Source organism: Agrobacterium burrii (assembly GCF_017313405.1).
GTDB lineage: Bacteria > Pseudomonadota > Alphaproteobacteria > Rhizobiales > Rhizobiaceae > Agrobacterium > Agrobacterium burrii.
Window position 1 is genome coordinate 280305 of record NZ_JAFLNA010000004.1, and the last position, 19766, is coordinate 300070.

Annotated in this window: 18 protein-coding genes; 11 read left to right on the top strand and 7 right to left on the bottom strand. The window is 59.4% G+C overall.

The window, feature by feature from the left end; all coding sequences use genetic code 11:
* Positions 1-96: 96 nt before the first annotated feature.
* Positions 97-522 (top strand): 50S ribosomal protein L17, encoded by a 426-nt coding sequence (gene rplQ / locus JZX89_RS10295; protein ID WP_149897268.1) that lies wholly within the window; start codon positions 97-99, stop codon positions 520-522.
* 160 nt (positions 523-682) lie between these two features.
* On the opposite strand, the gene JZX89_RS10300 is transcribed toward rplQ, so the two are convergent.
* Complete coding sequence (locus JZX89_RS10300; protein WP_207133984.1) at positions 683-1555, bottom strand: DUF817 domain-containing protein; 873 nt, start codon at positions 1553-1555, stop codon at positions 683-685.
* A 56-nt stretch (positions 1556-1611) separates the two neighbouring features.
* Between JZX89_RS10300 and JZX89_RS10305 the strand changes: the two genes are divergently transcribed.
* On the top strand, positions 1612-2040 hold the full coding sequence (locus JZX89_RS10305; protein WP_207133985.1) for a ribosomal maturation YjgA family protein: 429 nt from the start codon (positions 1612-1614) through the stop codon (positions 2038-2040).
* Here JZX89_RS10305 and msrQ read toward each other — a convergent pair.
* Together msrQ and msrP are read right to left on the bottom strand one after the other, a co-directional pair.
* Positions 1994-2641 carry a protein-methionine-sulfoxide reductase heme-binding subunit MsrQ gene (gene msrQ / locus JZX89_RS10310; RefSeq protein ID WP_207133986.1) on the bottom strand — a complete coding sequence of 216 codons (648 nt, stop codon included), beginning with the start codon at positions 2639-2641 and terminating at the stop codon, positions 1994-1996. The genes JZX89_RS10305 and msrQ overlap by 47 nt on opposite strands.
* Before the next feature lie 2 nt (positions 2642-2643).
* Positions 2644-3585: a protein-methionine-sulfoxide reductase catalytic subunit MsrP gene (msrP, locus tag JZX89_RS10315; RefSeq protein ID WP_207133987.1), complete on the bottom strand. Its 942-nt coding sequence runs from the start codon at positions 3583-3585 to the stop codon at positions 2644-2646.
* A gap of 313 nt (positions 3586-3898) precedes the next feature.
* Here msrP and ilvD point away from each other — a divergent pair, with 313 nt between their 5' ends.
* Together ilvD and JZX89_RS10325 are read left to right on the top strand one after the other, a co-directional pair.
* Positions 3899-5734 carry a dihydroxy-acid dehydratase gene (ilvD, locus tag JZX89_RS10320; RefSeq protein WP_207133988.1) on the top strand — a complete coding sequence of 612 codons (1836 nt, stop codon included), beginning with the start codon at positions 3899-3901 and terminating at the stop codon, positions 5732-5734.
* A 433-nt stretch (positions 5735-6167) separates the two neighbouring features.
* Positions 6168-7169: a serine hydrolase domain-containing protein gene (locus JZX89_RS10325; RefSeq protein ID WP_207134046.1), complete on the top strand. Its 1002-nt coding sequence runs from the start codon at positions 6168-6170 to the stop codon at positions 7167-7169.
* 13 nt (positions 7170-7182) lie between these two features.
* Here the strand turns inward: JZX89_RS10325 and JZX89_RS10330 are convergent, their stop codons facing one another.
* On the bottom strand, positions 7183-7536 hold the full coding sequence (locus tag JZX89_RS10330) for a lysozyme inhibitor LprI family protein (protein WP_207133989.1): 354 nt from the start codon (positions 7534-7536) through the stop codon (positions 7183-7185).
* A gap of 172 nt (positions 7537-7708) precedes the next feature.
* On the opposite strand from JZX89_RS10330, the gene JZX89_RS10335 reads away from it, so the two are divergent.
* Positions 7709-9115 carry a DegQ family serine endoprotease gene (locus JZX89_RS10335; RefSeq protein ID WP_207133990.1) on the top strand — a complete coding sequence of 469 codons (1407 nt, stop codon included), beginning with the start codon at positions 7709-7711 and terminating at the stop codon, positions 9113-9115.
* Positions 9112-10428, top strand: a complete 1317-nt coding sequence (locus JZX89_RS10340; protein ID WP_207133991.1) for a replication-associated recombination protein A — start codon at positions 9112-9114, stop codon at positions 10426-10428. Before JZX89_RS10335 ends, JZX89_RS10340 begins: the two co-directional genes overlap by 4 nt.
* A gap of 80 nt (positions 10429-10508) precedes the next feature.
* Here the strand turns inward: JZX89_RS10340 and JZX89_RS10345 are convergent, their stop codons facing one another.
* Positions 10509-10823, bottom strand: a complete 315-nt coding sequence (locus JZX89_RS10345; RefSeq protein ID WP_149897276.1) for a DUF1883 domain-containing protein — start codon at positions 10821-10823, stop codon at positions 10509-10511.
* A gap of 241 nt (positions 10824-11064) precedes the next feature.
* Here JZX89_RS10345 and JZX89_RS10350 point away from each other — a divergent pair, with 241 nt between their 5' ends.
* From JZX89_RS10350 to JZX89_RS10370, 5 genes are all read left to right on the top strand, one after another.
* Entirely contained in the window at positions 11065-12879 is a 1815-nt protein-coding gene (locus JZX89_RS10350; RefSeq protein ID WP_207133992.1) for a methyl-accepting chemotaxis protein, read from the top strand.
* Between the two features lie 348 nt (positions 12880-13227).
* Positions 13228-14529 carry an extensin family protein gene (locus tag JZX89_RS10355; protein WP_207133993.1) on the top strand — a complete coding sequence of 434 codons (1302 nt, stop codon included), beginning with the start codon at positions 13228-13230 and terminating at the stop codon, positions 14527-14529.
* Between the two features lie 706 nt (positions 14530-15235).
* The gene (locus JZX89_RS10360; protein ID WP_149897279.1) at positions 15236-16057 is read left to right on the top strand and encodes a sulfite exporter TauE/SafE family protein; all 822 of its coding nucleotides are present in this window, start codon (positions 15236-15238) and stop codon (positions 16055-16057) included.
* 104 nt (positions 16058-16161) lie between these two features.
* Entirely contained in the window at positions 16162-17088 is a 927-nt protein-coding gene (locus JZX89_RS10365; RefSeq protein WP_149897280.1) for an ABC transporter ATP-binding protein, read from the top strand.
* Positions 17085-17846, top strand: coding sequence for an ABC transporter permease (locus tag JZX89_RS10370; protein ID WP_149897281.1), 762 nt, complete (start codon positions 17085-17087; stop codon positions 17844-17846). The genes JZX89_RS10365 and JZX89_RS10370 overlap by 4 nt, the downstream gene beginning before the upstream one ends.
* A 147-nt stretch (positions 17847-17993) precedes the next feature.
* On the opposite strand, the gene JZX89_RS10375 is transcribed toward JZX89_RS10370, so the two are convergent.
* Positions 17994-18779, bottom strand: a complete 786-nt coding sequence (locus JZX89_RS10375; RefSeq protein WP_153514092.1) for an SDR family oxidoreductase — start codon at positions 18777-18779, stop codon at positions 17994-17996.
* Positions 18780-18803: 24 nt separating this feature from the next.
* On the bottom strand, positions 18804-19763 hold the full coding sequence (locus JZX89_RS10380) for a sugar-binding transcriptional regulator (RefSeq protein WP_194287582.1): 960 nt from the start codon (positions 19761-19763) through the stop codon (positions 18804-18806).
* Positions 19764-19766: the final 3 nt, after the last annotated feature.

Sequence of the window (19766 nt, forward strand, 5' to 3'; positions counted from 1 at the left end):
AAGACTGCCTTTCCCCGTCAAACAGCAGATAAGTCATCTGCATGTGCCAGGAAACGGCAGGCCCTAAAAGGAAACCTGCGTAGAAGGAGAATAGCAATGCGCCACGGTAATTCAGGCCGCAAGCTCAATAGAACCGCCAGCCACCGTAAGGCAATGTTTGCCAACATGGCTGCTTCGCTCATCACCCATGAGCAGATCGTCACCACCCTTCCCAAGGCGAAGGAAATCCGTCCGATCGTCGAGCGTCTCGTGACCCTCGGCAAGCGCGGCGACCTGCACGCTCGTCGTCAGGCGATCTCGCAGATCAAGGATCAGGACGCCGTTCGCAAGCTGTTCGACGCGATCGCTTCGCGTTACGCAACCCGCAATGGCGGCTACCTGCGTATCATGAAGGCCGGCTACCGCCAGGGCGACAACGCGGCTCTCGCCGTCGTTGAATTCGTCGAGCGCGACGTCGACGCCAAGGGCGCAGCCGACAAGGCTCGCGTTGCCGCTGAGATCGCTGCTGCCGAAGCTGCATAAGGTCTGACGCCTTTGGGCGTCGTGAGTTGAAAAGCCGGGCGAGAGATCGTCCGGCTTTTTTGCGTTAGGCCATGGCATTGACGTCAAAAGGCGAGAGCATGCAGTTCACGGTAAGCGCGTGGGCGGCGAATACCCTCTTCACCTTGATAGAGAGCTTTTCTCACTCAGGAACGTGGATGCGGGCCTTGATGTGCTTGAGGTGCGCAACGATGGTGAAAGTCATGATGACCAGCAGCGACCATGAACTCCACTTTCCGATATGCACGACGGACCAGGCGCCGATCTGATCGGGATATTTCCAGATGCCGAAGAAGGTGGAGATGTTTTCCGCCAGCCAGACGAAGAAGCCGATGAGGATGAAAGCAAGCAGCAGCGGCATCTTGCGGTCGCGATCATAGGGGCGGTAGACCACGGTTGCGCGTGAATAAAGGCCGATGGCGCAGGCGGCGATATACCAGCGGTAGTCCCCAAGGAAGTGGTGGGTGAAGAAGTTGGCATAGATGGCGATACCGATCAGCGTTGCCATCCAGTAGCTGGGATAGTGGCGAATGCGCACATCCAGCAGACGCCACGCCTGAATGATGTAGCTGCCCACGGCGGCATACATGAAGCCGGAAAAGAGCGGCACGCCGAGGACCTTGCTATAGGCGAAATCCGGATAGGACCACGACTGGATAGCGCTGGAGGTCTTGAAGACCTCCAATGCGAAGCCGACGATATGGAACAGCAGGATGGCCTTGGCCTCATCGAGCGTTTCCAGCCTGCTCCAGATCATGAAGAACTGGATGGCCAGAGCGATTATCAGCAGCACATCATAACGTGGAATGCCGAACAGCCCGCCATGCGGCACCACGAAGATCGAAATGAAGAACAATCCCGCAAACAGGCAGGCGCGGGCTTCCTTGATGCCGAAGTATAAAAACTCGAAGATAAAGCGCCGGATACCCTTGAGTTCTCCCCAGGGATAGGTATCGCAAAGCAGATTGTCCAAGAAGGAGAGGCGGCTTGCGGCTGGACTTGTTCCCGTGCTCATGTTCCCGCCTCGATTTGCATCCGTCACGTTTCATACGAAAACCGGAAGGAGCCCGCATGGGTTTGTCACGCCTATCCCCGTCTTATTTCGCGCGCATCGGCTTTCTAGCGGCTGCGATGACGGTGATCGTTTGCGGTCTTTGCCTGCGGGTATTCGGTTACGACGTGGGGCTACCTTTCGTGGTCGTCAAATATGGCGGATCCGTGCTCTGGGGCGCGATGGTATATCTGCTGCTGGCGGCCGTCTTTCCCTTGCGCTGGAACGGCTATCAGGTTCAAGCCGCGATTCTTCTCGCCGTTGCTGTGGAACTCGTACGGCTTGTTCATTTTCCGTCGCTTGATGCGTTTCGTGCAACGACGGCCGGGGCTTTGCTGCTCGGCCGGGTTTTTTCGCTGTGGAATATCGTCTGTTATGTCGTGGGAATTGGGGTCGCGTCCTTCATTGTCGGACGGGTCTGGCGCGCTTCGCACGCTTCGCTGCCATGATCGTCGGCCGCGCCAGCCGATACCCCAACAGCACCACCATCGTGCTGATATAAAACACCGGCTCCAGCGTGATCGATTTTCGTGCCAGCACGAAATGCAGCACGCCGACGATGAGCACGAGATAGACAAGCTTGTGCAATGTGTTCCAGCGGCTGCCAAGCTTGCGGATGGACCAGCGGTTGGAGGTCAGCGCCAGCGGTGTGAGCATGGCAAGTCCGGCCATGCCGAGCATGATATAGGGCCGCTTCAATATATCGCCGGCGATGGAGCTGAAGACCAGCCCGCGATCGAGCACCAGATAGACGGTGAAATGCGCCAGCACGTAATAAAAGGCGACCAGCCCCAAAGCACGGCGATAGGCAATGAGGTTGATGTTGAACAGGTCGCGCAGCGGCGTGACCAGCAATCCGATGCACAGGAACCGCAGCGCCCAGATGCCGAGCAGGTGCTCGAAATCCTTGACCGGATTAAAGCCGAGGCCGCCGGTTGCGGCGAGATAGAAATACCAGATGCCGGGACAGAGGCCGATCACATAGACCAGCCAGATGGCCGCCGGCTGGTAACGCTTCGGCAGCGAGGGAAGCGACAGGGCGAAGGCCATGATCAGTAATTCGCCTTGAGGTCGAGGCCGGTATAGAGGCTTGCCACCTCGTCATAGCCATTGAACATCAGGGTAGGGCGGTTCTGGGTGCCGAAAAAGCCGCCTTCGCCGATGCGCTGTTCCGTTGCCTGGCTCCAGCGCGGATGGTCCACATGCGGATTGACGTTGGAGTAGAAGCCGTATTCGCGGGCGTTGGAGTTTTTCCAGGTCGTTTCCGGCTGTTTTTCGACCAGCGAAATCTTGACGATGGATTTGATGCCCTTGAAGCCGTATTTCCATGGGACGACGAGCCGGATCGGCGCGCCGTTCTGGTTCGGCAATGTTTCTCCGTAAAGGCCAACCGCGAGGAGGGTCAGCGGGTGGCGCGCCTCATCAAGGCGCAGGCCTTCGATATAGGGCCAGGACAGGGGCTGGAACAGACCGCGCTGGCCCGGCATCTCGTCCGGCCGGACTACGGTTTCGAAGGTGACGTATTTCGCGCTGCCAAGCGGCTCCACCTTGTCGAGCAGGCTTGCAAGCGGAAAACCGATCCACGGAATGACCATCGACCAGCCCTCGACGCAGCGCATGCGATAGGTACGCTCCTCCAGCGGATATTTCATCAGCTCTTCAATGCCGAATTCCTGCGGTTTGGAGACGAGGCCGTCCACCTTCACCGTCCACGGGGTGGGTTTGAACTTGCCGGAGTTTTCCTTCGGGTCGGATTTCCCGACGCCGAATTCGTAGAAATTATTGTAGCTGGTGACGGCATCGAGCGGGGTGAGCTTTTCATCCAGCTTATAGGCGCCGGGTTTTGCAGAAAGCGGTGCGGCGATCGCCTCGCGGCCTGCAAGCCCGATTGCCGCTAGCCCCGCCGCCGTGCCGAGGAAGCCGCGTCGGGACAGGTAGATATTCTTCGGCGTGATTTCGCTTGAGACGATCAGGGGCGGACGATAGGCGGACATTTCAATCTCCACAAAAGCCGGGCGCGTCGGCGATAAATCGATTATGATAGCCTATACGGCTGCTGCACAGATATGTTTCAGTGCTGTGCGTAAAAACTGCGGCCGGGCGGCACAAATCGCGCATTTGTGATGGTAAGCCACCCACTACGCGCAATTGGAGACAAGCGTACCGTACCGAACCGTACTGTTTTGCCCGAAGGTGACAGTGACAGGGCTTGCGGTTTGCGCTAGAAAAACCGCAAAATGGGGCAGGAGTTGTTTTGACCGCGCTGCGGACATGCGCTCTTCTGCCCAAGAGATCGAGGAAAACACCATGCCAGCCTATCGTTCCAGAACCACCACCCATGGCCGCAACATGGCGGGCGCGCGCGGCCTTTGGCGCGCCACCGGCATGAAGGACAGCGATTTCGGCAAGCCGATCATCGCCGTAGTCAACTCCTTCACACAGTTCGTGCCGGGCCATGTGCATCTCAAGGATCTTGGCCAGCTGGTTGCCCGCGAGATTGAAGCGGCGGGTGGCGTGGCCAAGGAATTCAACACGATTGCGGTCGATGACGGCATCGCCATGGGCCATGACGGCATGCTCTATTCGCTGCCATCGCGCGAAATCATCGCTGACTCGGTCGAATATATGGTCAATGCCCATTGCGCCGACGCGATGGTGTGCATTTCCAACTGCGACAAGATCACCCCCGGCATGCTGAATGCGGCGATGCGCCTCAACATTCCCGCCGTTTTCGTGTCCGGTGGGCCGATGGAAGCGGGCAAGGTCGTGCTGCATGGCAAGACGGTGGCGCTCGATCTGGTTGACGCCATGGTGGCTGCCGCCGACGACAAGATTTCCGATGAGGACGTGGCGGTCATCGAGCGTTCGGCCTGCCCGACCTGCGGTTCCTGTTCCGGCATGTTCACCGCCAATTCCATGAACTGTCTGACCGAGGCTCTGGGCTTGTCCTTGCCCGGCAACGGCTCGACGCTCGCCACCCATTCGGATCGCAAGCGCCTGTTCGTCGAGGCCGGTCATCTGATCGTTGATCTGGCTCGCCGTTATTACGAGCAGGATGACGAAACCGTTCTGCCGCGTACCATCGCCAACAAGGCGGCGTTTGAAAACGCCATGTCGCTGGATATCGCCATGGGCGGCTCCACCAACACGGTTCTGCATATTCTGGCTGCTGCGCATGAGGGCGGCGTCGATTTCGGCATGGAAGACATCGACCGTCTTTCCCGCAAGGTTCCGTGCCTTTCCAAGGTCGCGCCGGCCAAGCAGGACGTGCATATGGAAGACGTTCACCGCGCCGGCGGCATCATGCGCATTCTGGGCGAGCTGGAGCGTGGCGGCCTCATCAACCGCGATACCTATACCGTACACGAGGCGACGCTGGGCGACGCTATCGACCGCTGGGATATTACCCGTACCAACAGCGAAACGGTGCGCCAGTTCTTCAAGGCCGCCCCCGGCGGCGTGCCGACGCAGGTGGCCTTCAGTCAGTCCTCGCGCTGGGACGATCTGGATACCGACAGCGATAACGGCGTTATCCGCTCGGTTGAGAAGCCTTTCTCCAAGGATGGCGGTCTGGCCGTGCTTTACGGCAATATCGCGCTTGATGGCTGCATCGTGAAGACGGCGGGTGTCGATGAGTCCATCCTGAAATTCAACGGTTCGGCCGTTGTTTACGAAAGCCAGGACGCGGCGGTGAAGGGCATTCTCGGCAACGAGGTCAAGGCCGGCGATGTCGTCGTCATCCGTTATGAAGGGCCGAAGGGCGGACCGGGCATGCAGGAAATGCTCTATCCGACCAGCTATCTGAAATCTAAGGGTCTCGGCAAAGCCTGCGCGCTGATCACCGACGGCCGCTTCTCGGGTGGCACGTCCGGCCTTTCCATCGGTCACGCATCGCCCGAAGCGGCACAGGGCGGCGCCATCGGCCTCGTGCGTCAGGGCGACCTGATCGAGATCGATATTCCCAACCGCACCATCAACCTCAAGGTCACTGATGCCGAGCTGGCGGCACGCCGGGCCGAGCAGGAAGAGCTGGGCTGGAAGCCGGAAGCACCGCGCAAGCGCAATGTCACGACGGCGCTGAAGGCCTATGCGGCCTTTGCGTCGAGCGCGGACAAGGGTGCGGTGCGGATTTTGCCGGAGTAACGTTTGGTCTTGGTCGTGGAGGTACTCAACCGCCCCGTCGCGCGGAGCGGCTAAAACCTGATGACAAAGGTTGAAAACCTCTCCTCCGTCATGCTCGGGCCTGTCCCGAACATCTGCAACCGGTTGATTTTACGCGGCGTTCTTAGATCCTCGGGACAAGCCCGAGGATGACGTCGAATGTGACGTGAGACTTACCATCGTTCAATCAGCCGCTCTCCGAGCGGCTTTTTGCTGTCCTCAAATAGGTGATGTGCTTCGTTCACAAACAGATTCAATTGCCTCAGAAGGTGATTCTCCAACTTCGTTCAACATTCTGTTTTGAAATAATAAATTCGAATTTATCAGCTCGCCGCTGGCCATGCCGCAGTCACATTGGAGTGATGTTCGTCCATCCGCTCTTTTCCCGGACGCAGCGATGCCTAACTTCAACCTCATGAAAAGACGAACCGCACTCGCCCTTATCGCCTCCCTGCCTTTTGCCCCGCTTGCCAGCGCGCAGACCGCCAGCAATGCCGCCAGTTTCGACCCGTTATTGAGGGAGGCAGATGCGCTTTCCAGCCTCAAGGCTGTCATCGTCAGTATTGATGGCGAGGAAATTGCCAGCCGTGCCTATCACGGCGCGAGCCTCACCGGCTCCACCAACATCAAATCAGCCTCGAAATCCGTCATTTCGGCGCTGGTCGGCATGGCTATCGACAAGAAGATACTATCGGGTGCCGATCAGCCGATCGCCACCATTCTGCGTAGTGATTTTCCGCAAAACCCCGATCCGCGACTGGAGCGGATCACCATCGGCAATCTGCTGTCCATGCAATCGGGTCTGGAGCGCATGTCCGGGCCGAATTACGGTCGCTGGGTTGCCAGCCGCAACTGGGTGCGTATGGCGCTGGGTTCCGGTTTTGCCGGAGAACCCGATGGTGGCATGCTTTATTCCACCGGTTCAACGCATCTGCTTTCGGCGATATTGACCAAAGCCTCCGGCCGCTCGACGCTGGCTCTGGCCCGTGACTGGTTTCGGCCGCTCGAGGGGTTTACCATCGGCGGCTGGGAGCGTGATCCGCAGGGCATCTATCTCGGCGGCAATCAGATGGCGATGACGGCGCGGTCGTTGCTGGCATTCGGCGAACTCTACCGGCGTGGCGGCGTGACGCCGGACGGTGAACGGCTGATATCGCAGGGCTGGATCGATCAATCCTGGCAGCAGCGCACCAATTCCGTCTTCAATGGTGATGGTTATGGCTATTGCTGGTTCATCAAGGAGATGGCTGGCGAGCAGGTTTATTATGCCTGGGGTTATGGCGGGCAGATGCTTTACATCGTTCCCGCCAAACGGCTTTCCGTGGTCATGACGTCGCGCGAAGACGCGCCTTCAGCCCGAACCGGTTATCGCGATCAGCTGCACGGGCTGATGGAGAATATCATTCGGGCAGCCTGACTGGCGTTGCCAGTCACAGCGGCCTATTGATGCTTTGGAAGGCTTCTCCGAGCTTCGTCATCCGCTCTTCATAAGCTTTTGTCAGGCAGGCGACGTCTGCTGCGCATTCCTGCCGTTTCTTCAGCCACTGGCTCTGTTCGTCGCGCAGCGCATCGCGCGCGCCCATGGCCATCAGCTGGGTGAGGATGTCGAAGGTGGTGGCCATTTTCACATCCTGGTCGTTCAGGGAGCGGTTGTCGCAGATCGCCTTTTCGTCGGCTGCAAGATCGGTCTTCGCGCAATCGAAGCTGGCAGCGGCGGTGGGCGAACCGAACGTGGAGACGCAGAGGAGGAGGCCGCAGGCGAGAAAAGTCTGTTTCAGATGCATGGATCGTTTCTTTCAAGGACAATCGATGCCGATGAAACCAAAAAGGGGCGTCGGTGGTTCCAATCTCCGGAACCGGCCTGCACAGGGAAAAGGCTGGCCATCATCTTGCCGCTCTTTGCTTTACAGGCTTTGGCGTTATAACTCCATCACACTGATGACGATGAGGAATCACATGCGAAGCGTGTTGAAGTATCTGTCCACCGGCTTTCTCGCCGCGCTCATTCTCCTGCCAGCGGGCGCTCAGGCGCAGGACAACAAGACCGTGCCGGCAAGCCAAACGGAAATGCAGCTTTCCTTCGCGCCGCTGGTCAAGCGCACCGCAGGGGCTGTGGTGAACGTCTATGCCGAGCGTGTCGTGCAGCGGCGTCTGTCGCCCTTTGCCGGCGACCCGTTCTTCGAGCAGTTCTTCGGCCAGCAGATGCCGAACCGCACGGAAAAACAGTCGTCGCTCGGCTCGGGCGTGATCGTGACCGCCGGCGGCCTGGTGGTGACCAACAATCACGTCATCGATGGCGCTGACGATATCAAGGTGGCGTTGGCGGATGGACGCGAGTTCTCCTCCAAGGTGCTGATGAAGGACGACCGCATCGATCTCGCCATTCTGCAGATCGATGCGAAGGAACAGTTCCCGGTGTTGTCGCTCGGTAATTCGGACGCCATCGAAGTCGGTGATCTGGTGCTGGCCATCGGCAACCCCTTCGGTGTCGGCCAGACGGTGACGAGCGGTATCGTTTCGGGTCTGGCGCGCAACCAGGTGACACAGGGCGATTTCGGCTTCTTCATCCAGACCGATGCTTCCATCAACCCCGGCAATTCCGGCGGCGCGCTGATGAACATGGCCGGTGAGCTGATCGGCATCAACACGGCAATCTTTTCCAAGGGCGGCGGGTCTAACGGCATCGGCTTTGCCATTCCTGCCAACCTCGTCCGCGTGTTCGTCGCTGCGGCTGAGCGCGGAGACGCCAATTTCCAACGCCCCTATATTGGCGCGACTTTCGATCCCGTGACGTCTGATGTCGCCGAGGCGCTCGGTCTGCATCGCGCCCGTGGTGCACTCGTCGTCAGTGTCGTCAAGGACGGCCCGGCGGAGAAGGCGGGTATCGAGCCGGGACAGGTCGTCACTGCCGTCAACGGTTTCGAGGTCGAGCATCCCGACGCTCTTGGTTATCGCCTGACGACGGCGGGCATCGGTAAATCTGCCGAGCTTACCGTGATGGACAAGGGCAAAGAAAAGAAGCTGACCATCGCACTGGACACGGCGCCGGAAACCGCGCCGCGTGATGAACGCCTGATCGAGGGCCGCAACCCCTTCGCCGGTGCGACCGTTGCCAATCTTTCGCCGAAGCTTGCCGATGAGTTGCGTATGCCGTCGCAGGTGACGGGCGTCGTCATCACCGATGTGAAGCGCGGTTCCCCGGCCTATCGTGTCGGTTTCCAGCCGAAGGATGTCATTCTGTCGCTGAATGGTGCGGATATCGGCTCCACGGCGGCAGTCGAAAAGGCGCTGGATGACAATCCCGGCTTCTGGCGGGTGGAAATCCTGCGTGACGGGCAGCGCATCCGGCAGTTCCTGCGATGAGTGACGACCTTTTCGCCCCGCAAGTGCCTGTCGAGGTCGCCAACCGGCGGCCTCTTGCCGATCGCCTGCGTCCAAAGACGCTGGCTGACGTGAGCGGGCAGGCGCATCTGACGGGCGAAGAGGGCGTGTTGCGCCGGATGATCGACAGCGGCTCCTTGGGGTCGATGATCTTCTGGGGGCCGCCCGGAACCGGCAAGACCACGGTTGCCCGCCTTCTTTCTGGTGAGGCGGGACTGGCTTTCGAGCAGATATCGGCGATCTTTTCCGGTGTCGCAGATCTCAAGAAGGTGTTCGAAGGCGCGCGGACACGTCGGATGAACGGTCGGCAGACGCTGTTGTTCGTTGACGAGATACACCGTTTCAACCGCGCCCAGCAGGATAGCTTTCTGCCGGTCATGGAGGATGGCACCATCATTCTGGTGGGCGCAACCACCGAAAACCCGTCCTTCGAACTCAACGCTGCTCTTTTGTCGCGGGCGCGGGTGCTGACATTTGGTTCGCATGATGAGGATAGTCTCAGTGAACTTCTGAAACGAGCTGAGGAGGCGGAGAGCAAACCCCTGCCACTGACTGAAGAGGCACGGGCGAGCCTGGTCCGCATGGCGGATGGCGACGGCCGCGCCGTGCTGACGCTTGCCGAAGAGGTTTGGCGCGCGGCGCGCAAAGATGAGACTTTCGATACAGAAGGGCTGACGCGCATCGTGCAGCGCCGCGCGCCGCTCTACGACAAGGGCCAGGACGGCCATTACAATCTCATTTCGGCGCTGCATAAATCGGTTCGCGGCTCGGACCCGGACGCGGCGCTTTATTACCTGGCCCGCATGTTCGATGCCGGTGAAGACCCGCTTTATCTCGGGCGGCGGCTGGTGCGCATGGCGGTGGAAGATATCGGCCTTGCCGATCCGCAGGCGCTTGCCGTCTGCAATGCCGCCAAGGATGCCTATGATTATCTCGGCTCGCCTGAAGGCGAACTGGCGCTGGCTCAGGCCTGCGTTTATCTCGCCACCGCGCCGAAATCCAACGCCGTTTATACCGCCTTCAAATCGGCGATGCGGGCGGCCAAGGAAAACGGTTCGCTGGTGCCGCCCAAACATATTCTGAACGCCCCGACCAAGCTCATGAAGGGTGAGGGCTATGGCGATGGGTATCGTTACGATCATGACGAGCCGGATGCCTTTTCGGGGCAGGATTATTTCCCGGAGAAAATGGGCCGTACGACCTTTTACGATCCGCCCGACCGGGGTTTTGAGCGGGAAATCCGCAAGCGTCTCGACTGGTGGGCGAAGCTGCGCCGCGAGCGTGGATCGCGTTAAGCGGCATTCTTCACAAACAGATTCATGTGCTTGGCAAAAAGAGTCGCAAAGCGGCGCTATCTCTTTGTTTATTAAAGAAATCAGGATGCTTTGCGATGCGGCGCGACCTGCGGCTGCGCCGGCAGCATCTTAACCGAGGATTCCGCCAGGCCGTTTTGTCCTTCGGCGTCGATTATCAAATGCCAGTGCAATGTTTCGGGAATGGTGATGCGCACCGGCGATTTTTTCGCGACGCCGCCGAGATATTTGAAGTCGAGCAATTCGGTGAAGCGCTGGAAATTCGCACCAGTCATCAGCCGGACGTTGTTAATGGCGGACAGGGACACTTCAATGACCGTGCCGGCCCGCAATTCCTTGAGATCATAATGCGTAAAGCGGAAATTCGGCCGTGCCATCGCGCGCCTCCCTGTACCCGTATTTTGGTCAAAGAGAATAGGGCCTCATCGTTAACGGCGTCTTTAAAGTCCTCCGACCCCGCTCGAAAATTGCAGCCTGTCGTGCCGGTTTCGAACGGTTTGACGATAAGGCCGATGTCTATGGAAATAATACCAACGTATAATATGTGTATTTAATAATAATAAATTTTTAGCCTTTAACATCGCCTGATCGAAGTGTCGTCAATGGTGTTGGGGGAACATGAAAAACGTCACGATATCTATGCGCCTTTATGCGCTTGTCGCATTGTTTCTGGCAATATTGACCGCAGCGCTGACGTTCAGCCTGTTCGAGACCTTCCATGAGATGGAGCGCGAACGCAAAGCCGGGCTTGCGTCGATGAACGAAACCGCGGTCGCCATTCTCGAGCAATATTATCGTCTGGAGCAGAGCGGTAGCTTGACACGGGAAGCCGCGCAGCAGCAGGCCAAGACGACAATCGCGGCGATGCGCTATGGCAAGGGCAGCGGTTATTTCTGGATCAACGACATGCATCCCAAAATGGTGATGCATCCGATCAAGCCTGAAATGAACGGCACCGATCTTACCGCCAACAAGGACCCGAACGGCAAGGCGCTGTTCGTCGAATTCGTGAACACGGTGAAGGCGGGCGGTCAGGGTTTTGTCGATTATTATTGGCCGAAGCCCGGCGCGCCGGACCCGGTCGAGAAATTCTCCCATGTCGCCGGGTTTGCGCCCTGGGGCTGGATTGTCGGCACCGGCGTTTATGTCGACGATCTGGAAGCGGTGTTCTGGAGCGATGCCTATTTCAACATCGGTCTGTGCGTTCTGTCTGCCCTTCTGGTCATCGGCGTGGCTGCTGCCGTCGTGCGCAGCGTGACGCGGCCGATCGACCTGATCCGCCAGAGCATGAAGCGGATCGCCGATGGTGACGGCGCGGCCGAAATCCAGTTCGCTGACCGCCGCAACGAAATCGGCGCGATTGCCAAGACCCTGCTGGTGCTGCGCGACAGCGTCAATGAGCGCAGCGCCCTGCAGGCCCGCGAAGCCGACCAGCAGCGGGCGCTGGAGGAGGCGCGGCAGGGCAATGAGATGACGTTGCGCTCCGCATCTGAACGTCAGGCCCATGCCATGAACCAGCTCGGCAATTCGCTTGAGGCGCTTGCCAATGGCGATCTGACCGTCGAGCTTGCCGATATCGGCGCGGACTACGAAAAACTGCGCATGGATTTCAACCGCGCCGTTGGCGCATTGCACGGCGCCATCGAGGCGATTGCCAGAACCGGCCATGTCGTCAATGACAGCGCCTCCGATATCAGCGGCGCGACCGGCAATCTCTCGCGCCGGACCGAACAGCAGGCGGCGGCTCTGGAGGAGACGGCGGCGGCTCTCGACGAGATTACCGCTACGGTGCGCACGGCTTCCGAGCGCGCCAATGAGGCGCGGCAGATGGTGCAGGACACGAAAACCAGCGCCGGCCGCTCAGGCGAGATCGTTCGCAACGCCGTTGATGCCATGGGCCGTATCGAGGATTCCTCCAAACGCATCGGGCAGATCATCTCCGTCATCGACGAAATCGCCTTCCAGACCAACCTTCTGGCGCTGAATGCCGGGGTTGAGGCCGCACGGGCGGGCGAGGCGGGACGCGGTTTTGCCGTGGTGGCGCAGGAGGTGCGTGAACTGGCGCAACGCTCTGCCAATGCCGCCAAGGAGATCAAGACGCTGATCAATCGCTCTGCAGAAGAGGTCGGTGGCGGCGTGGCGCTCGTTCGTTCGACGGGCTATGCGCTGGACGAGATCATGGCGCTGGTCAACCGTGTCGACGGCCACGTCAACTCCATCGCCACGGCGGCGCGCGAACAGGCGACCGGCCTGCAGGAGATCAACACTTCCGTCAACCACATGGACCAGATGACGCAGCAGAACGCCGCCATGGTGGAAGAGACGACGGCGGCCAGCCAGACGCTGGCCGAGGAAAGCCAGCAGCTGCGCTCGCTGCTTTCCCGTTTCGAACTGGGACATGGGGCAGGGCGCGAGGTTTCTCGGGCGGCTTGATTTATCTATCTGAGATAGCGAGGAGGGCGCGGCTTTGGCTGCGCCCTTAGCTTGTTGACGGACCTTCAACCACACTCGACGCCATCCTCGGGCTCGTCCCGAGGATTCAACCACGCCTCGTAAAATCAATCGGTTGCAGATGCTCGGGACAGGACCGAGTATTACGGCGGAGAGGTCTTCAAACTTTCTCTTCTCCACGGATGCGGCTTGGCCGGGCTTTTGCATCAGATGGACCGCAAAACTAGCCATTCGTTATTTCCGGCAACCAATAAGGTTTCGTTTACCTCATTTCTTTAAAATTTGACCTGTATTGCCGCGATTGCGGCCGCTGAAGGTACAGGTTCTCGTATGGCGTATGTTTCCCTTCCGCGTCGTCTTGTGACGTTGCTGATGATTTCCACGGTCATGGTGTCTTGTTCGGCGGAAGGCCTCGTTCCACCGGCGGAGGTGGATGGCACCACGCGTGTCAGCGCCATAAGGTCGTCGCGGCAGCAGGGCTACAGCGCACCGCCGGGTGCGGTCTACCAGGCCGAGCGGGCCGGGCAGGCCACCGATTATCCCGCGGCCGTGTCACAGCCGATGCCGGAGCCTTACGCTTCGCAGGATCCCCTGCTGCAATCGCCACAGGGCGGGCAGGGTTATTCCACACTCGACACTCAGCATCAGGCGCGTATGGCCGCCAGCGGTCACAGCGCCCAGACGCAGACCATGCCAGCGCAGCCCATGCAGAACCAGACCATGTCCTCGCAGTCGCAGCCGATGGCTGACAGCCAGATGGCCGAAGGCGAGGCCGGGGTGAACATGGATTCCATGCTGGGCGTGGAACCGGTTCGAGGGCTTGCAGAAGAGCAGGATGCCGATATTGCCGAGGGTGTTTCTGAGCAGCCGGTGGTGGATGGCATCGGCACCGACAATCCAGTGGCCGTCTCTCCTCCTCGCCGACAGCAGGGCGCCAGTCAATCACGGCTGATCCCGCCGCCACCGGTTGGCTCGTCTTCCCGCCGCCAGCCGGTGGAGGAGGTTGCCATGCTGATGCCAAATGATCCGATGGCGCGCGGCGGGCAAAGCAACCGGTCGTCCATGCCTCCCGGCATCATGCCTTCCTCGGAAGTTGCCTGCCGCACCGAGCTGCGCCGTCTTGGCGTCGCTTTCCGCGATGTGGCGCGTATCGCCGACGGCCCGACCTGCGGCATCGATTACCCGATCGAACTCAGCGGTCTGGCCAGCGGTGTCGCCATCCGGCCGGCCGTGAAGCTTAATTGCCAGGTGACGCTTGCCTTTGCCAAATGGGTGAAGTTCGAACTCGTGCCATCCTCGCGCTTCCGTTATCTCTCGGGCGTCGGGCGCATCACGCCGATGGGCGGTTATTCCTGCCGCAAGATGAATTCGCGCTCCAGCAACCCCTGGTCCGAACATGCACGTGGCAACGCCATCGATATCGGCACCATCACGCTCAAGAACGGCAAGGAAATCGACGTCCGCAGCAAGAACTTCTTTGCCTTCCGGGAGAAAGCGCTACTGAAGGCGGTGAGGTCCGACAGCTGCAAATATTTCTCGACCGTTCTCGGGCCGGGCAGCGATCCCAATCACTGGAACCATTTTCATTTCGATCTGCGCACCCGTAAATCCGGTTACAGGCATTGCGATTAGAGCGGCGAGAGATAAATCGAATTCGGTCCCGCCGCTCTCAGATTTTGTTTGAGAATCGGATTTTCCGAAAACCGCAATACACTTTCGTTCCGACGCTCTACGTGTGAGCTTTCAGGAGGTTGTTCGTTGACAATGGATCGAGGGTGCGTGGGGCTTACCCCCCTCTGCCCTGCCGGGCATCTCCCCCACAAGGAGGGAGATCGGCAAGGGGCGCTACCACCACTTCATTCTCGAGCTTGAGATGGGCGAGACCTTGCCGCAGATCGATCTCCCCCCTTGTGGGGGAGATGCCCGGCAGGGCAGAGGGGGGTAAGCCCCACGCACCCTCGATCCATTGTCAACGAACAACCTCCTGAAAGCTAACATCTAGGACGTTCGGTGAGACCTGCCTGGTGGTACGGGACGACATTCGCTGGACAGATCGGCGTTTGTTGGCATCCATCTCCCAACACATACGCCCCTGTCAAATGCCCAAAAAAAGACCGGCCCGAAGGCCGGTGAAGAAGACTGCCTTATCGGGGGGATATCGGCGTCTTTGCAAGGGCATGCAATGGGACATGGTCCCAAGAAGCGGTCCATCCGGTGCGGATTTGCGGCAAAAGACATCGCGCCGTACTAACCTGCGGCAAACATGGCTTGCCGCCCTTTTCTGATACGCTATGAGCGTCACATGTTTGTGACAACGGCCCCCGGGGAGCCTGCTTTGATGCCGCCTGTTTCAGAGATAATGGCGTTTGCCGTGGCGCTTGCGGCGGCGGGTGTGGTTGCGGGGCTTCTGGCGGGGCTGTTCGGTATTGGCGGCGGCGCGGTTCTGGTGCCGGTCTTTTACCATGTCTTCGGGCTTCTTGATGTGCCGGAGGCGGTGCGCATGCATCTTTCGCTCGGTACATCGCTTGCCATTATCGTGCCGACCTCCATCCGTTCGTTTCTGACGCATCGCCAGAAGGGCGCGGTCGATATCGATCTTCTGCGAGGCTGGATCATTGCCGTGCCGCTTGGCACCATCCTCGCATCTGTCGTGGCTGCTCATGCTTCCAGTGTCGCGCTGCGGCTGATCTTCGCCTTCATCGCGCTTGCGCTGGCCTTCCGGATGATCGTCAACCGGGCAAGCTGGCATCTCGGCTCCGACCTGCCGCAAAATCCGACCCGGTTTGCCGTCGGCACCGGCATCGGCCTTCTCTCCGGCCTGATGGGCGTGGGTGGCGGGGTGATGAACAATACTTTCATGACGCTTTATGGACGCACCATCCATCAGGCGGTTGCCACGTCTTCGGGTGTCGGTGTGTTGATTTCGCTGCCGGGGCTGTTGGGTTACATCTGGGCCGGCTGGGGTGATGCGGGGCTACCGCCATTTTCGACCGGCTTCATCAACTGGATCGCCGTGGTGCTTTTGATCCCCATTACGCTGCTTGTCGCGCCATATGGCGCGCGACTGGCGCATGCGCTCAGCAAAAAGCAGCTGGAGCGGGCCTTCGGGGTATTTCTGGTCTTCGTCGCGGCGCAGTTTTTCTACAGCGTCTACGGCTGATTTTCCCTGATCGCCGAACGCAGTGTTCAGCCCGCCGGGCTGGCATTTGCGCCTCCCACGGCCTATATGGCGTGCATCTTACTCGGTTTTTCGAAAGATTCGCGATGAATGCCATTGTTTCGATACGGAATCTGACCAAATCCTACGCAAATGGCTTTCAGGCGCTCAAAGGCGTCAGCCTCGATATCAGAGAGGGGGAAATCCTCGCTCTTTTGGGTCCTAATGGTGCCGGAAAAACAACGCTGATCTCCATCGTTTGTGGTCTGGTTAATCCGGGAGAAGGTTCCGTTTTCGTTGGCGGGCATGATGTGGTGAAAGATTTTCGCCAGACCCGCGCCCTGATCGGCCTCGTGCCGCAGGAGCTGACGACGGATATGTTCGAGACCGTATGGAACACGGTAAGCTTCTCGCGCGGCCTGCACGGGCAAAAGAAGAACCCGCAACTGATCGAAAGCGTTCTGAGGTCCCTGTCCTTGTGGGACAAGAAGGACAACATGCTGCGGGAGCTTTCCGGCGGTATGAAACGGCGCGTGCTGATCGCCAAGGCGCTTGCGCATGAGCCGAAGGTGCTGTTCCTCGACGAGCCGACCGCCGGCGTGGACGTGACCCTGCGCCGCGACATGTGGAATGTCGTTTCCGAGCTGCGCACCAAGGGCGTCACCATCATTTTGACCACGCATTACATCGAGGAAGCGGAAGAAATAGCCGACCGCGTTGGCGTCATCAATGGCGGTGAATTGCTGTTGGTGGAAGAGAAAACAGCGCTGATGAAGAAGCTCGGCCGCAAGCAGCTTTTCCTCGAGCTTGCGCAGCCGGTGGAGCAACTGCCTGATAGCCTTGCGTCTTTCGGTCTGACGCTTTCGGATGACCGTTGTACGCTTACCTATGAAATCGAGGACAATGGCGAGCAGGGACGCATCGCCGATCTTCTGGGCGCTCTTTCCGCCGCCAACATCCACTTCAAGGATATCTCCACGCGGCAGAGTTCGCTTGAGGATATCTTCGTTTCGCTGGTGGGAGGCCAGAAATGAATTTCGAAGCCATCAAGTCCATCTACCTGTTCGAAATGGCGCGCACGCGGCGCACACTGCTGCAGAGCGTGATTTCGCCGGTCATCTCAACATCGCTTTATTTCATTGTGTTCGGAACCGCGATCGGTTCGCGGATTCAGGAGGTTGGCGGGGTTTCCTATGGCGCTTTCATAACGCCCGGCCTGATCATGCTGACGCTGTTGACCCAATGTATCAGCAACGGTTCTTTCGGCATCTATTTCCCGAAATTCACCGGAACGGTCTATGAGATATTGTCCGCGCCCGTCTCGATGACGGAAATTGTCGCCGGTTATGTCGGGGCGGCGGCGACCAAGGGGCTGATGATCGGCACGATCATCCTGATAACGGCCACCTTCTTCGTGGATATCCACATTGCCCACCCGTTCATGATGGTGCTGTTCTTCGTGCTGACGGCCATCAGTTTCAGCCTGTTCGGCTTCATCATCGGCATCTGGGCGACGAATTTCGAGCAACTGAACCTCATTCCCATGCTGGTGGTGCCGCCGCTGACGTTCCTTGGCGGCAGCTTCTATTCCATCGACATGCTGCCGCCCTTCTGGCAGACGGTCAGCCACTTCAATCCGGTGCTGTACCTCATCAGCGGTTTCCGCTGGAGCTTCTATGAGATCGCCGACGTCAATCCGGTGATCAGCCTTGCGATGATCACGCTGTTTCTGGCGGTTTGCCTCGGTGTTGTCGCCTGGATGTTCAAGACGGGTTACCGGCTGCGCAACTGACGGCCCAAATCGTCAGAGATCGCGGAGCTTCCCTCATGCGCGACGTCATCCTCGGGCTTGTCCCGAGGATCTGCAACCGATTGATTTAATTGAACGTGATTGGATCCTCGGGACAAGCCCGAGGATGACGAGGGAGAGGCTAAGCCCTCAAGACATGATCAATCCGCCGTCGACGTTGATCGTCTGGCCGGTGATATAGGCCGCATCCTCGGACGCCAGAAACGCCACCAGGGCCGCCACTTCGGCGGGCGTTCCGGCGCGACGCATGGGGATGTTGCGCACCCATTCGGCCATCAACTCGCCGGGCTTGTATTCGCCGAGCATCTGGCCCCAGACGCGGTCATTATAGTCCCACATTTCGGTATGGATGATGCCGGGGCAAATGGCGTTGACGGTGATGCCTTCCGGTGCCAGTTCCTTGGCAAGGCTTTGCGTCAGACCGATAACGCCGAATTTCGAAGCGGCATAATGCGGGGTGTAGATGAAACCCTGCCTCGCCTGGCCGGAGGCGGTATTGACGAGGCGGCCCTTGGTGCCGCTTTCGCGGAAGCGGCGGATCGCCTCCTGGCAGCAGAGGAACGCTCCCTTGGTGTTGACGTCTAGATTGAAATCCCACTGTTCCTGCGTCAGATCCTCGATCTTTGAGATGGTAATGACGCCGGCGTTCTGGACGGAGATGGAAAGCGCGCCGATCGCGTCTTCCGCAGCGCCATAGGCGTCGCGCACCGCTGCCGCATCCCGCACATCGAGGATGACGCCGTGGGTGGCTGCGCCGGTTTCGTCCGCCAGTTTTTTGGCGGCGTCATGCGTGTCCTTGTCGACAGAGGCGATGGCGACTTTTGCACCTTCCTCGGCAAAACGGCGGGCGATGCCGTAACCGATGCCCTTGTTGCCTCCGGTCACGAATACGGATTGACCTTCAAAGCGCCTCATGTCTCCTCCTTTATGGGATTTTGGCTATGTTTGCGTGCCGACCAGTCGTTCGGCGGTGAATTTATCAGTGACGAGCACGTCGATCACGCCGGTTCGCAAGGCACCGGCAATCGCCTCGGTCTTTTTCGAACCGCCGGCCAGCGCAATGACGCGGTCGACATTGGAGAGGTTTTCCAGCGGCAGGCCGATGACCCGGTCGTCGAGCGGCGTCTTGACCGGTTTGCCGTCCTTGTCGAAGAAGCGCAGCGAGATGTCGCCAACGGCACCTGCCTGCGCGAGATCGGCGAGTTCCTTGGCGGAAAAGATGTTGCCGGAGCGGGCCAGAAGCTCCGACGGTTCGACCGCGCCGACGCCGACGATGGCGAGCGTGATCGAGCCGAAGAGATCGATGGTTTCGCGCACGAAGGGGTCGGCGAGCATCAGCAGTTTGGCTTCCCGCGAAGTGGCGACACCCGGTACCGGCAGCAGCTTCGGTTCGGCTTCCGTCAGCCGCGCTAGGCGGGTAGTGATCTGGGTGGCATGGGTCTGCACGGAAGGATCGCCCATGCCGCCCAAAGTCTGGACGATATAACGCGCCTTGGCGCCCTTCAGCGGGTGGATGTTTTCCACCATCTTGAAGATCGTCTGGCTCCAGCTGGAAACACCGATGATCTCGTTCTGCGACAGCGTCACCTCGAGGAAATGCGCCGCTGCCTCGCCAATGCGGGCCATGATCGCACCGTCACGGTCCTCGCTGCAATCGACGACGATGGCTTCCGGCAGGTCGAACCGTTCGCGCAGCTGGGCTTCGAGATCGGTATAGGTGCCGGGCGGCGGAATGATGCTGGTGCGGACGATGCCTTCCGCCTCGGCGCGCTTCAACATGCGCGAGACGGTGGCCTGCGACAGGTTGAGATGCTGCGCAATTTCCGCCTGCCTTTTGTGCTCGCTGAAATACATCTGCGCCACGCGGGATATCATCCGAAGTTCGTTGATCCTGCCCATAAG